The following is a 14,902-nucleotide window of genomic DNA, read 5'->3' on the forward strand; positions in this document are numbered from 1 at the left end:
GCCGCCGCGTCAGGCCGCCGGCGCGCCGGCGCGCCCCGCCGATAATTCCGTCGCCGCCTTCTTGCGGCGCAATTTGCTCATCAGCAAATAGATCACCGGCGTCGTATAAAGCGTCAGCGCCTGGCTGAGGAGCAGGCCGCCGATGATTGTAATGCCGAGCGGTCGGCGCAGCTCCGCGCCAATGCCCGTCGCGAAAGCCAGCGGCAGCGCGCCGAACATCGCCGCGAGCGTCGTCATCACGATTGGCCGGAACCGCTCCCGCGCCGCCTCCAGCGCGGCGTCGTGAATGGAAAGCCCCAGCTCGCGTTCGCCCTGTAGGGCGAAATCGACGAGCATGATGCCGTTCTTCTTCACGATGCCGATGAGCAGCAGGATGCCGATAAAGGCGATCACGGTGAATTCGGCTCCGAAGAGCTCGAGAGACAGAAGCGCGCCGAGACCCGCCGAGGGCAGGGTCGAAATGATCGTGATGGGGTGAACGAGGCTTTCGTAGAGAATGCCGAGGATGATGTAGACGGCGAGAAGAGCCGCCAGAATGAGCGTCGCCATGCCCGCCGCGACTTTCTTGAAGTCCGCCGCGTCCCCGGCGAAGCCGGCGCGCAGGCCGGAGGGCGGGTTCATCTCGGCGATGGCGGTTTCGATGGCGGTGGTCGCGGCGTCGAGAGTCGAGCCCGGCGCGACATTGTACGAGATGGTGACGGCCGGCAGCACGCCCTGGTGATTGACGACGAGCGGCATGGACCCGCGCTCGATATGGGCGAGCGCCGTCAGCGGAACCTGCAGGCCGTTGTCGTTGGAGACGTAAACGCCGGCAAGATCGCGAATGTCCTGCTGGCGCGACGGCGGCGTCTCGAAGATCACGCGATACTGGTTGCGCTGTGTGTAGATGATCGTGTCCTGCCGCTGGCCGAAGGCGCTGTTGAGCGCGGCGTTGATCGAGGCGATTGGCACGTTCATGCGCGAGGCGGCGTTGCGGTCGATGACGACCGAGGCGCGCAGGCCGCCCTGCTCTTTGTCGGAGGTCACGTCGACGAGCTCCGGCAGTTGCTTGAGCCGCGCGACCACCTTGCCGCGCCATTCCTCCAGCTCGTCGATCGAGGCGTCCGACAGGGTGAACTGATATTGCGCCTTGCTGCGCCGCCCGCCGCTGCGCAGATCCTGCGACGGCACCATGAACACGCTGATGCCCGGAATCTTGGCGAACTCCTTGCGCAGCCTTGCGATCACCTCCACGCTCGTCGCCTTGCGCTCGCCGGCGGGCTTGAGGGACACGAAGAGGCGCCCCTGGTTTCCGGAGGCTGTGAGATTGCCGGCGCCGATGAAGGAGCCGACGTTGGCGACGTCCGGATCGTTCATCAGAACATCGTTGACCGCCCGTTGCAGGCGCGACATCTCGGCGAAGGAAACATCGGGCGCGGCTTCCGCAGTGCCGTTGATGAGGCCGATGTCGTCCTGCGGCAGATTGCCCTTCGGGATGGTGCGATAGAGCTGCACGGTCCACACGACCGTGACGAGGATCACGACGAGCGTGATCCAGGGATGATCGACGACGGGCCGCAGGGAGCGCGCGTAAAAGGATACGATCCGGTCGAGCGCGCCCTCGATGACGCGGTCGAGGCGCGTCTTCTCCTCTCTCGGTTTCGGCATCGGCAGCCAGGCGCAGATCATCGGCGTGACGGTCAGCGACACGATCGTCGAGATGACGATGGCGAAAGCGAGCGTTAAGGAAAATTCGCGCAGAAGGCGCCCCATCACGCCCTCCATGAACAGGAGGGGGATGAAGACCGCGATGAGCGACAGGCTGATCGAAACGACCGTGAAGCCGATCTGCTTCGAGCCGAGGAGGGCGGCGTCGATCCGGCTCATGCCGCGCTCGATGTTGCTCTCGATGTTTTCGATCATCACGATGGCGTCGTCGACGACGAAGCCGACGGATATCGTGAGCGCCATCAGCGAAAGATTGTCGATGGAGAAACCCGCGAGCCACATGGCCGCGCAGGCGCCGACGAGCGACAGCGGCACCGTTACGCCGGCGGCGATCACCGGCGTCGCGCGCCGCAGAAAGACGAAGACGACCATCATCACGAGACCGACGGAAATCGCCAGCGTGAACTGGATGTCGTGGACGCTGGCGCGGATCGTCTGCGTGCGGTCCGCGAGAATGTCGATCTTGATTCCGGTCGGAATCCATTGCTGCATCTGCGGCAGCAGCGCCTTGATCTGATCGACCGTCTCGATGACGTTGGCGTTGGCCTGTTTCGTCACGATCACCAGCACGGCGGGCTTGCCGTTGAACCAGCCCGCGGACATGCGGTTGCGCACGCCCTGCTCCACCGTCGCCACGTCGCCGAGCTTCACGATCGCGCCGTTGCGCGCGGCAATGACGATGTCGCGATAGTCCTGGGGCGTCGAGAGCTGATCGGTCGTCGCAAGCGTGATCTCCTGCGTCGGGCTCGCGAGCGAGCCCACGGCGGAATGGGCGTTGGCGCCGAAGAGCGCGCGCGCCACCTCGGCGACGCCGATGTTCATCGCCGCGAGCCGCGCCGAATCCACCTGCACGCGGATGGCGGGCTGTTCGGCCCCGGCGATGCGCGCCTCGGCGACGCCGGGAACCTGGGAAATGCGCTGGGCGATGACCGAGTCCGTGGCGTCGAAGATTGCGCTCGTCGGGAGAGTGTCCGATGTCATCGCCAGCACCAGCACCGGCATGCCCGACTGGCTCGCCTTGCGGAAGATCGGCGCCGCCGGGAGGTCGGACGGGAGATCGACGAGGGCGGCGTTGATCGCCGCCTGCACGTCGCGCGCGGCGGCGTCGAGATTTTTGTCGATGTCGAACTGGGCGATGATTTGCGTCGAGCCGAGCGAACTCGTCGAGGTCAGTTCGTTGAGGCCGGCGATGCCCGACAGGCGCCGTTCGAGCGGCGCCGCCACCGAGGCCGCCATTGTCTCCGGGTCCGCGCCGGGACGCGCGGCGCTGACGCTGATCACCGGAAAGTCGATCGCCGGCAGGCTCGCGACAGGCAGGGAGAAATAGGCGACCGCCCCGAGCAAAAACAGCGCCGCGGCGAGAAGCGTCGTCCCGACCGGCCGGCGGATGAAGGGGGCGGAAACGTTCATTCAGCGGCCTCGCGCCGGGGCGGGGCCGCTTCCTCCGGCGCGGGGGAGGCGGGCTCCGTCGGCGCTTCGAGGGGGCGGCGGAGGAAGCGCCGCCGCAGCCGGTCGACCTGGAGATAGATGACCGGAGTCGTATAGAGCGTCAGCGCCTGGCTGAGCAGCAGGCCGCCGATGATGGAAATTCCCAGCGGAATGCGCAATTCGCTGCCGTCGCCCCGCGCCATGGCGAGAGGCAGGGCGCCGAACAGCGCCGCGAGCGTCGTCATCATGATCGGCCGGAAGCGCAGATGCGCCGCCCGCACGATCGAGTCGCGCGGCGAGAGCCCCTCGACCCGTTCCGCCTCCAGCGCGAAGTCGATCATCATGATGGCGTTCTTTTTCACGATGCCCATCAGCAGCACGACGCCGATCAGCGCTACGATAGACAGGTCGATCCGGAAAATCATCAGCGCGAGCAGCGCGCCCACGCCCGCCGAGGGCAGGGTGGTGAGCACGGTGAAGGGATGGGCGAAGCTCTCGTAGAGCACGCCGAGGACGACATAGATGGCGATGATCGCCGCGAGGATCAGCCAGGGCTCGCTCGCCAGCGACTTGTTGAATTCGGCGGCGTCGGCGGAAAAGACGCCCACGATGGACGAGGGCATGCCGATCGCGGCCTGCGCGGCGGCGATCATCTTCACCGCGTCTCCGAGCGCCACGCCGTCCGCGAGATCGAAGCTGATGGTGGAGGCCGGGAACTGGTCCTGATGCGCGACGGAGAGCGGCGCCGAGACATGCTCGGTTGTCACGAAGGCCGCGAGCGGCGTCTGCGGCCCGCCGCCCACCGGCGCCACATAGAGCTTTTCGAGGGCGGCCGTGTCGCGCATATATTGCGGGGCCGCCTCCAGGATCACGCGATACTGGTTCGACTGGGTGTAGATCGTCGAAATCTGGCGCTGGCCGAAGGCGTCGTTGAGCACATTGTCCACGTCCTGCGCGGAAATGCCGAGCCGGCCCATCTTGTCCCGGTCGATGCGCATCAGCGCGCGCAGGCCGCCGTCCTGCGTCTCCGCCGCGACGTTCTGGAGGCCGGGCGCGCGGCGCAACTGGGCGAGCAGCCGGTTCGACCAAAGCAGCAGTTCCTCGCTGTTCGCCGAGGTGAGCGTGTATTGATATTGCGACCGGGACGGCCGGGTCGTGATCTGGATGTCCTGCACGGGCTCGATGAAAAGCGCCGCGCCCGCGACCCTTTCGCCCGCCGCCTTCAGACGCGCCGCGATCGCGTCGGCGCCGGCCGTGCGCACGTCGCGGCTGCGCAGCGTCACGGTGAGGCGGCCGACGTTGGTGGTGGCGTTGAGCGGGCCGACGCCGAGAAGGGACGTCACCCCGACGACTTCCGGATCTTTGCGGAAAACGTCGACCACTTTCGCCTGCAAGGCTTTCATGCGCTCGAAGGAGGCGTCGGGCGCCGCTTCCAGCACGACGCTCAGGACGCTCGTATCCTGCCGCGGCAGAAAGCCCTTGGGGATGACGACATAGAGCGCGACCGTGAGCGCCAGCGCCGCGCCGGTGAGAAAGAGCATGAATTTCTGCCGCTTCAGCGCCCAGTCGAGCGACTGGTAATAGGCGCGGTCGAGCCACAGCGACACGATCTCCCACGCCGTAGGCGTCCGCGCGGGGGCGCTGCGCAGCAGGATCGCGCAGAGCATCGGGGTGAGCGTCAGCGAGACGATCGCGGAAATCACCACGGCGATGGTGAGCGTCAGCGCGAATTCGCGGAACATGCGCCCGACGACGCCGGTCATGAACAGCAGCGGAATGAACACCGCGATGAGCGACACCGTGAGCGAGACGACCGTGAAGCCGATCTCCCGCGCGCCGTCGAGCGCCGCCTGGACCGGCTTCTTGCCGATCTCGATGTTGCGGACGATGTTTTCGATCATCACGATCGCGTCGTCGACGATGAAGCCGGTGCCGATGGTGAGCGCCATCAGCGACAGATTGTCGAGCGAGAAGCCAGCCGCCCACATCACGAAGAAAGTGGCGATGATGGAGAGCGGCAGGCTGACTCCTGCGATGAGCGTCGCGCGCCAGCTGCGCAGAAACATCAGAACCACCGCCACCACGAGGCCGGCCGCGATGACGAGCGTGAGTTCGACCTCGTGGATCGAGGCGCGGATCGTGTCGGTGCGGTCGTTGACGATGTCGAGCGCCATGCCGGCGGGCAGCGCGGCGCGCAGCTTCGGCAACGCCTGTTTCACGAGTTCGACGGTGGCGATGATGTTGGCGCCCGGCTGGCGCAGCACGTCGAGCACGACGGCTTGCTCGCCGTCGTGCCAGCCGCCGACGCGGGCGTTCTCCAGCCCTTCGACGACCCTGGCGACGTCGCGCAGCATCACCGGCGCATTGTTGCGCCAGGCGACGATGATCGTCTCGTATTGCTTCGCCTGAAGAATCTGGTCGTTGGCGTCGAGCGTGTAGGATTGCCGCTGGCCGTCGAGCGAACCCTTGGCGCCGGCGTTGTTCGCGCTCGCGACGGCCTGCCGGAGATCCTCCATGCCGATGCGGTTCGCCGCGAGGCGCGCGAGATCGGCCTCGATTCGAACGGCCGGCCGCACGCCGCCCGCCACCGAGACGCGGCCCACGCCCGAGATTTGGGAGAGCTGCGGCGCGATCAGCGTGTCGGCCAGATCGCTCAAATCGCGCAGCGTCGCCGTCTTCGAGCGCAACGTCAGCGTCAGCACCGGCGTGTCGGCGGGGTTCACCTTGGCGTAGACGGGCGGGTAGGGCAGGTCGCGCGGCAGCGTCGAGGCGGCGGCGTTGATCGCCGCCTGCACGTCCTGCGCGGCGGCGTCGATGTCGCGGTCGAGATCGAACTGGAGCGTGATCTGCGACAGCCCGAAGGAGCTTTGCGACGACATGCTCGTCAGAGACGGAATTTGCCCGAACTGGCGTTCGAGCGAGGCCGTCACGAGCGAGGCGATCGTGTCCGGATTGCCGCCCGGCAACTGGGTCGTGACCTGGATCGTCGGAAAATCGACCTGCGGCAGCGGGGAGATCGAGAGACGGGCGTAGCCCAGGAGGCCGAACAGAAGGACGGCGAAAGCCAGGAGCGAGGTCGCCACAGGCCGTTTGATGAAGGGCGCCGAAACATTCATGCCGCGTCAGGTCACCTTTTCGGAGCGTCCTCGCCTCGCGCGCCGCGCTCCCGCGGGCCGTCGCCGCGCTTGGGCTCCCGCGGTTCCGGCGGGCTCTCGTCCGCATTCGCGATGCGGACCCTGGCGCCGTCGGAGAGACGGGAGAAACCGCTGGTTATCACTGTCGTTCCCGCGTCGAGGCCCGACGTCACGACGACGATGCGTTCGTCCTGTCGTCCGGTCTTGACGGGCCGCATATGGGCGAGACCGTCGTCGCCGAGAACATAGACGAAGGCGCCGCTCGGGCCGCGCTGGACGGCGGGGCTCGGGGCGACGATGGCGTCCCGGATCGTATCCAGCATGAGCCGCACGTTCACGAACTGGCCGGGCCACAGGCCGAGATCGTCGTTGGCGAAAATGGCCCGCAGTCGAACCGTTCCCGTCAGCGGGTCGATCTGGTTGTCGATGACGGCCAGTTCGCCGCTCTCCAGCGTGGTCGCATTGTCGGAGCCGAGCGCGCGGACCTTTGCTGGGCCGTGCGACTGGGCCTTCTGCACCGCCGGCAACGCCTGCTGGGGAAGGGTGAACGACACATAGATAGGCCTGAGTTGCGTCACGACAACGATGCCCGTCTGGTCGGACGGATGCAGGATGTTTCCTACATCCACGAGCCGGATTCCCACGCGCCCGTCGATCGGCGAGCGGATCGTCGCATAGTCGAGCGTCGTTCTGGCGTTGTCGATCGCCGCCTGATCGGCGCGCACCTGCGCCTCGAGTTGCGTCACCAGCGCCTTCTGCGTCGCATATTGCTGGTGGGAGAGGAACTTGCCGGCCACGAGCTTCTCGTAGCGCGACAGATCGACGCGCGCATTGGCGAGATTGGCCTCGTCCTGCGCCTTTTTGGCGACGGCCTGGTCGTATTGCGCCTTGTAGAGCGCAGGGTCGATCTCGGCGAGAACGTCGCCCTTCTTGACATCCTGCCCCTCGTTGAAATGGAGGCGCAAAAGCTGGCCGTCGACCTGGGTGCGGATCGTGACCGTGTTGAGCGCCTGCACCGTGCCGACGGCGTCGATCGTCACCGGCACGTCGGCGACGCGCGCCGGCGCCGTCGTCACCGTCACGGCTTCGTCGCCGCGTCCCTTTCCACTCGGGTCGCCGCCGTCGCCCAGGGGCTTCGACGCCCCTGAAAAACCCGGGAGCACGCCGGCGCGATAGGCCGACCCGGCGGCCATGGCCAGCGCGAGGACGGCGAGCGCGACATAGACGCGCCGGTTGGCGCCGGTCATGGAAATATTCCCTTGTCCGCCTCATAGACGGCGTTGGCGTAAGCGATCTCGGCGTCTCTCGTCGTGGGGGACCATCCGCCGCCGAGCGCCTGATATAGGCTCGTCGCCGCCTGAAAGTAAGCCAGACGGGCGAGCGCGACCTGATCCTGCGCCTGAAACAGCGTCGTCTGGGTCGTGGAAAGGGTCACGATGTCGATCGTGCCCTCCTGAAGGCGCATCTCGGCGGCCGTCAGCGCGCGCTGGGCGGCTGCGGCCGCCGCCGCCTGAAGCTTGAGCTGCTTTTCCGTCTCCTTCACCGCGATGAGCGCGTTTTCCGTTTCGGAGAGCGCCGTGAGTATCTGTTTGCGATAAAGCGCCGCAAGCTCGGCGTAGCGGGCTTTCTGCTGCTCGTATTGTCCCTGCAGGTTGAAACCGTCGAAGATCGGCTGGGCGAGGCTTGTCGCCGCCTGCCAGGCGATCGCCTCTGGGCGGATGAGATTGCGCAACAGCGCCGTCTGCACGCCGTACTGGCCCGTGAGCGTGATCGAGGGAAAGAAGGCGGCGCGCGCCTGAAGGACCGAAAATTCCTGCGACGCAAGACGCGCTTCCGCCTCCGCCACGTCGGGGCGGCGCAGGAGCACCTCGGAGGGGAGCCCCGGCGTGACGCGCGGAAAGGTCAGTTTGGTCAGCGAGCCGCCCTTGACATCGACGCTTTCCGGCGTCTGGCCGACGAGGACGGCGAGCTGGTTCTTCGTCTGGCGCAGGGTCTGTTCCAGCGGCGGAATGGCGGCGCGCGCCTGGGCCAGCACCGACTCCTGCTGTGCGGTGTCAAGGGCGCTCGCCGTGCCGGCCTCGAAGCGGGCCTGGATGGCGCGGTTGACGCGCTCCGCGATCGCGACGTTGTCATGCGCGATGCGCAGCCGGTCCTGCGCGGCGAGCGCCTGGAAATAGGCGTTGACGACTGCTGCGACGGTGGAAATTTCCACCGTGTCGCGATTGAACCGGCTGGCGTTGGCGAGAAGGCGCGCGGCGTAGGAGGCGTCCTCGTTCTTGCCCCAGAAGTCGATTTCGTAGCTCGCGTTCAGGCCGAGCTGAAAGAATCCGAAATGGCGGGCGCGGAAGCCCGTCGCGGCCGTCTGCGTTCCCACCGTCGCGGGGTTGATGTTGCCGCCGGCGCCGCCGACATTGAGCGTCGTGCCCGGCACGCGGTTGGTGCGGGCGACGTCCTGCATCGAGACGTTCGGCCACAGCGCGGCGCTCGCGACCCGCGCCTGCGCGTCGGCCTGCGAGATGCGGGCGACGGCGGCGGCGATGTCGAGATTGTCGCCCACCGCCTGTTCGACGAGCTTGGTCAGCTCTTTCGATCCGAACTTGGCGGCGAAGTCCGCCCCTTTCGGAACTGGCGACGATGAGGCGGCCGTGGCTTCCCGGAACTGCTGCGGCGGCGGGATCGCCAGGTCCGGCTTTTCCCATTCCAGGTCGCAGGCGGCGAGGCCGAGCGCGGCCGCTGCGAGCAACGCGGAGCGCCGGAAAAGGAAAAACAGGCGGTGCGTGGCGCCGGCGGTCGACAGAAGTGCAACTCCAATATTGACGCAGCGGCGAACGCGCCCGGAATCTGAACGCCCTGCGCGAAATTGGCTCGAAGGGGCGCCCGTTCCGGGCGACGGAGTCTCGCGCGGGCGGCAAGCCGGCGAGACATGTAATAATCGGCTGGCGAAACCGACGCCGCTCAAGCTCGCGCGCCGCAGGACGAGCGTCAAGTTACCTATCGTTAACGGGGGAGAATTCCCGCGATCATTGTTCTTCCCCGGCGGGCGCTTTCGGATGCGCGGCCGGCTTCGCCGCGGCGGGCTTCGGCTCGCCGGTCTTGGCCGGCTTTGCGGGCTTGGCCGTTTCGTGTCCCGCCGCCTTGGCGGCGTCGGCCCCTGCGGCCTTCGCGCCCTCATGCCCGTCGTGCGACTTGCCCTCGCCTTTCGCTTCCGCCTTGCCCTCCCCCTTGGGCTCCGCCGTGGCGGCGGGCTTCGTCGGGCCGGACACGCGGGTCCATGTTTCGCTCTGGCAAAGGAAGGCCACGAGACATCCCGTCAGCGTGAGCTGGTTCGTTGAATCGTAGGTGATTTTTCCGGTGTAGGTCTTGCCGTCTTCCGGATTGAAGAGATCGCCCTTCCAGCTGTTCGGGCCGGTCTTCGCCGCGCTGCGCAGCACCAGCGGCGGCGGGCGGCCGTCGAGCATGGGCAGCACGCCCTTGGCGCAAAGCTTGCCGGCGCAGTCGAAGAACTCCAGCTTGTCCGTCGGATGTCCCTCGCGAACCCATACGCCGTAGATGGTCTCCGCGGCGTCGGCGGCGAGCGGCGCGCCAAGGATCGTCGCGGCGGCGATGCTGATCAATAGTCTGTTCATGACGCCCGACCCCTGGTCCATGTTTGATTCCCGGCAAGCCCCTATCGCGTAGCGAAAGGCCGAACGCCCGCTTTCGTCAAGTCGCATTGGCGCCGCCCTCCGCGGGATGGCGCGGCGGTCCGAGGAACGCCGGCACGATGATGAAGGCCGCGAGCAGGGTGAAAAACAATGAAATCGTCAAAAATGCGCCCATGCTGGCCGTGCCCGGATGGCTCGACAGGAAGAGGCTCCCGAAAGCCGTTCCGGTAGTGAGCGAACTGAAGAAGATCGCGCGCGTGAGGCTCGAGGCCAGCATATCCACGATCCCCTTGCGCCAGGCGATGACGTAATAAATGTGGAAGGCGACGCCGACGCCGAACATCAGCGGCAGGGCGATGATGTTGGCGAAATTGAGCGACACGCCGAGGATTTCCGCCGCCTGCAGGCTCATGATTCCGGCGAGGACCAGCGGCCCGAGCGTGAGCGCGACGTCGATCGGATTGCGCAATGCAACGGCGAGGATCAGGAAGATCGCGACGAAGGCGTAGACTCCCGCCTCCAGAAAGGCGCGGGTCACGGTTTTGCCGGCCTCGGAGATGATGACGGGCGCTCCGCTGGCCTCCGGCGCAACGGCCAGCACGGCGTCGGCGAAGCGCATCATCACGTCGAGGTTGTTGCTGTCGCCTTTGGGCGTGATCTCGAGCCGCACCTGGCCCTTGGCGGAAATCCAGTCCGAACGGATGTCCTCCGGGATGGAATCGGGCGAGACGCGCTGCGCCTTCAAGGCGTCGCGCATCTGGCCGAGAAGCTTTTCGAAGCCCGTAAACGCGGCCGCGCGCGCCGCCTCGCGGACCGCCGGGGTCGCTTTGGCGAGGCCGTCGAGCGCGGCGGCGACGCGCGTGAGGGCTGGGGCGGGCTTCTTGCCGGCCGCGGCGCGCAGGGCCTTCGCGGCGCCGGCCAGCGCCTTGACCGTCTCCGCGTCGGTCGGGGCCGGTTTCTCCTTCGGGTAGAGCGCGGCGCGCAGGCCGTTCGACGCCCGCTCGATCAGCGCCAGTTTTTCGTCCTGGTCCGCAGGGATCAGCGAGTCGATCGAGTCCACATGGTCCACCTCCGGGAGGGCGAGCAGCTTCTGTTTCAGGTCGCGCGCCGCCGCGAGGGAGGGCGCAAGCGCCTCGATCTTGTTCGGCGCGGTCTTGGGGTCTTTGGAAAGATCGAGAAAGGTCGCGACGGATTCGACCGTTTGATCGCGCAAATTCATCGGATTGGAGTCGAAGCGCACCCGCAGCAGATAGGGCGTTCCGGCCCCGACCACGACGGCCGTCAGGAACAGCACGAGCTTGCGGTGACGCGCGATCCAGTGATCGACGGAGGCCAGCGAGGCGGTGGCGATCGGCACATGCTCGGCGGGCGGGTTGAGCAGCTTGATCGCCGCCGGCAGAAAGGTCAGCGTCGCGACATAGGCGATGATCATGCCGACGCCCGCGATGAGCCCCAGCTCCGCGACGCCCAGAAAAGATGTCGGCAGAAAGCAGAAAAAGCCGGCGAGGAGCGAGACGGCCGCCAGCGTGAGCGATCCGCCGATCCCCTGCGTGGCCTGGAGGAGGGCGCGTTCGAGGTCGCCATGGCCGTGGCGCTCCTCGCGGTAGCGCGTGGCGAACTGGATGCCGAAATCGACGCCGAGCCCAATGAACAGCGCGGCGAAGGCGACGGAGATGAGGTTGAACCGGCCGATGAGCAGGACGCCGGCGCCCGAGGTGAGCGCGAGGCCGGAGAGCAATGTCGCCAATACGGCGAGGATCAGTTTGGGCGAGCGCAGCGCCGCAAAAAGGATGAGCGAGACGATGACAAGCGTTCCCGCCGTGTTCAGCGCCATGTTCTCGGAGAGCGTGGCGAATTCCTCGTCGGCGAGCGGCACTTCGCCGGTCAGGCGGAAGACGAAGCCGTTTTCTTTTGTCAGGCCCAGCTCGGCCGCCGCATTGCGGACGACCGCGATGGCGTCGGCGCCGGGCTGCAGCGCCGTGAAGTCGATGACGGGGTCGATCAACACGATCCGGCGCTTGTCGAGCGGCGGTCCGGCCGGCGCGGCGTCGGTCTTGCCGCCCGACAGAAGTTTCTCCCAGTCGACCCGCGCGGCCCGCCCGGCGAGCGTCTCCTCGAAGGCGCGGGAGAATTCGTCGAGGCCGGCGAGATAGAGGGCGGTGGCGCGCTCGCCGCCCGCGGCGCGCTTCTGGTTCGCGACGAGGACGGTCGACAGCCCGCGCAAGGTCGGATCCTCCGCGAGCGGCGTCAGCACGTCGCGCTGGCCGAGCATCATGCCGATCGTGTGCTCGAGCTCGGGAAGGTCGAGGTAGAGCAGGCCGTTCTTCATGAAGAAGGACGGATCGTCCGGCCGCCAGGCGCGCCGGATCAGCGGCTTGTCCTTCAGGTCGGCGGCGAGGCGGGCGGCCGCATCGTTCGCAGCCTCGCCGGTTTTGGCGTCGATGACCGCGACGATGCTATTCTCGATCTGCGGAAAGGCGCGATAAAGCGCGATCTGGTTCTTTCGCCAGGCCATGTCGCGGGAGAAAAGATTTGTCGTGTCCGTGTCGATCGCAAAACGGTCGACGGTGAGGTAAACGCCGCCGCCGGTCATCGCCAGCGTGAGAAGAACCACCGTCCAGGGCCAACGAAGACAGAAGGCCACCAGTTTTTCCAGCATTACCCGACCCCGGACCCTAGGGCGGCGTTCCCTGAGCGAACCGGCCGCCGTTTATTGCCTTCTTCTATACCCGCGAGACGGCCGCGCACCAAGCCGCCCCCGGCGGCGGGGCGCGGTCATTGAAGGAGGAGAGTTAAGCGTCAAAGATAACTGAGCAGCCACAGGTCGGGCCGTCGCCGCTTCAGCCCCGCGAACCAACGGCAGACGGGAAAGAGCGCGGCCACGACCAGAATCCAGGCGGCGTAAGCGCCCGCGAGCCCGGCCCCGAAATCCGCGGGCGGATTTCCGGATCTGGCAAAAGCGCCAATGTCTTCAATCGTGTAGCCGCGCATCGCGGCCGCCGCCAGCGCCCCCGCCACGCCGAGGTAGAGATGCGCCACGTAGAAAAGCAGAGGGGTGCGGCCGAAGACGTCGAGGACGCTTCCGGCGTCCCCTCTGAGCCGCCCCATGACCGGCAGAGCCAGCGCCGCGCCGCCGAGCGTGACCGAAAGATAAAGGAGCGACGGGGGATATTTCGTCAGATTGAGAAAGGACAGAATGGCGAAGACGCCGTCGGGCTGCGCGGTCCAGGGTTTCGGGTCGCCGTAGAGATTGCCCGCCCGCAAGAGCGCGAACAGCGCCAGCGCGAAGAGCCCCGCCCGCCGCAGCAGGCCGTCGCGCGTTGCAGCCGGACGCCCGAATAGCGGCCCTAGCCCATAGCCGAGCGCCACGACGCCCATCCATGGCAGGGCCGGATAAAGCGCTTCTCCCGGCGCGCCGAAGGGCAGCGGTCCGCGTTCGTGCAACAGCCGCCAGAGCGGCGCCCAACCGCCAAGCGCCTCGGCGTGGACGTCATCGAGAAGGTTGTGCCCGGCGATCGTCGCGACGCCGAAAGCCAGGGCGAAGCGCGGCGGCGCCAGCGACAGCGGCGCGAGGACGAGAAGGCCGCTTCCGATCGCCCAGAGCGCGCCCAGTTCGATCTTGCCCGGCCCCCAGACCGGACTGATGACGACAATGTCGAGCAGGATGAGCCACAGGCCCCGCGTCGCAAGGAAAACGAACAGCGCGCGCCGATCGGCCAGCCGCAGGCCATGGAGATAGGCGCCGACCCCCGCGAGAACGGCGAAGGCTGGCGCGCAGAAATGGGTGACGAAGCGGGTGAAGAAGAGAAAGGGGTAGGTCCGGCCGAGATCCGTCGGGCTGAACCGCAAAGCGTCGGCGTCGAAGAAGTCGCGCATGTGGTCCAGCGCCATGACAATCATGACGAGACCGCGCAGCCGGTCGATCTCCGGCAGGCGCGCGTCGCCGCGACCCGTCTCGCCCCGCGCAGGGCTCATCCCAGCGTCGCGAGGCCGGGAAACATTTCCAGAAGCCAGAACGACATCTCCTGCACTCCGCCCGTCAGAAAGGCCACGCCGGTCAGGATGAGCAAAACGCCGACGACCTTCTCGACCTTGCCGAAATGCTTGCGGAAGCGCGCGACGAAGGCGAGGAAGCGGCCGAGCGCGAAGCCGGCGCCGATGAAAGGCAGGCCGAGGCCGAGCGAATAGGTCGCGAGCAGCGCCGCGCCGCGCGCCACGGTCTCCTGAGTCCCCGCGACGGCGAGAATCGCTGCGAGGATCGGGCCGATGCAGGGCGTCCAGCCGAAGGCGAAGGCGAGGCCCATCACATAGGAGCCGAAGAGGCCCATGGGCTTGGCGATCTCCGCGCGCTTCTCGCGATAGAGCAGCTCCACCTTGAGCAGGCCCACGAAGTGAAGGCCCATGAGGATGATGATCGCCCCGGCCGCCCAGGACAAAATATGGAGATTGGCGCGGATGACGGCGCCGAAGGCGCTCGCCGTGGCGCCGAGCGCGACGAAGACCGTCGTGAAACCGAGGACGAAAAGGACCGCCGAAAAAAGGATGTCCCGCCGCGCCCGCGAGCGCGTCTCCATCTCGAGATCCTCCATCGAGACGCCGGCGAGATAAGTCAGATAGGGCGGGACGAGCGGCAGCACGCAGGGAGAAAGAAAGGACAGCAGGCCCGCCGCCGCCGCCGCGGGAAAAGTGACATCGGCCGCCATGATGGTCCTCTTGGATTGGGCTGCGCGTTTCTGCCACAGGCGGAGCCAGCGAGCAAAGGCCGGACGTCGCGAGCGCGGAAGGCGCGAGAGCCGGAGCGAGGCTTTCTCTGCTTCATATAGTAATCTGGACTGCTTATTTTTTCCTTAATTGGCTCTTTATTCGTACACGATAAGAATTATTCTGTAAAAAGCAGGGGGAGGTTCGCAGGAGGAAACCTGAAATGATTCAGCATAGCCGTGCATCCACTTTCAAGGCCATGATTTATATTGCTGGAATTCTTGCCTT

Annotated in this window: 8 protein-coding genes; all 8 read right to left on the reverse strand. The window is 66.7% G+C overall.

Translation table 11 applies throughout. The features are described 5' to 3' along the window. Positions 1-9: 9 nt before the first annotated feature. Positions 10-3,117 carry an efflux RND transporter permease subunit gene (locus ACV959_RS03395; RefSeq protein WP_475738519.1) on the reverse strand — a complete coding sequence of 1,036 codons (3,108 nt, stop codon included), beginning with the start codon at positions 3,115-3,117 and terminating at the stop codon, positions 10-12. Further along, positions 3,114-6,251 (reverse strand): efflux RND transporter permease subunit, encoded by a 3,138-nt coding sequence (locus tag ACV959_RS03400; RefSeq protein ID WP_475738520.1) that lies wholly within the window; start codon positions 6,249-6,251, stop codon positions 3,114-3,116. The genes ACV959_RS03395 and ACV959_RS03400 overlap by 4 nt, the downstream gene beginning before the upstream one ends. Before the next feature lie 11 nt (positions 6,252-6,262). Beyond that, complete coding sequence (locus ACV959_RS03405) at positions 6,263-7,516, reverse strand: efflux RND transporter periplasmic adaptor subunit (protein ID WP_475738521.1); 1,254 nt, start codon at positions 7,514-7,516, stop codon at positions 6,263-6,265. Beyond that, a complete protein-coding gene (locus ACV959_RS03410) occupies positions 7,513-9,255 on the reverse strand; it encodes an efflux transporter outer membrane subunit (protein ID WP_475738522.1) in 1,743 nt (580 codons plus the stop codon). The genes ACV959_RS03405 and ACV959_RS03410 overlap by 4 nt, the downstream gene beginning before the upstream one ends. Before the next feature lie 34 nt (positions 9,256-9,289). Then, positions 9,290-9,895 carry a DUF2147 domain-containing protein gene (locus tag ACV959_RS03415; RefSeq protein WP_475738523.1) on the reverse strand — a complete coding sequence of 202 codons (606 nt, stop codon included), beginning with the start codon at positions 9,893-9,895 and terminating at the stop codon, positions 9,290-9,292. Positions 9,896-9,971: 76 nt separating this feature from the next. Then, positions 9,972-12,572 carry an MMPL family transporter gene (locus ACV959_RS03420; protein WP_475738524.1) on the reverse strand — a complete coding sequence of 867 codons (2,601 nt, stop codon included), beginning with the start codon at positions 12,570-12,572 and terminating at the stop codon, positions 9,972-9,974. A gap of 140 nt (positions 12,573-12,712) precedes the next feature. Then, on the reverse strand, positions 12,713-13,888 hold the full coding sequence (locus ACV959_RS03425) for an acetyltransferase domain-containing protein (RefSeq protein WP_475738525.1): 1,176 nt from the start codon (positions 13,886-13,888) through the stop codon (positions 12,713-12,715). Then, on the reverse strand, positions 13,885-14,616 hold the full coding sequence (locus tag ACV959_RS03430) for a cytochrome c biogenesis CcdA family protein (protein ID WP_475738527.1): 732 nt from the start codon (positions 14,614-14,616) through the stop codon (positions 13,885-13,887). The genes ACV959_RS03425 and ACV959_RS03430 overlap by 4 nt, the downstream gene beginning before the upstream one ends. Positions 14,617-14,902 lie beyond the last annotated feature (286 nt).

This window comes from Methylocystis sp. Se48 (assembly GCF_056269425.1).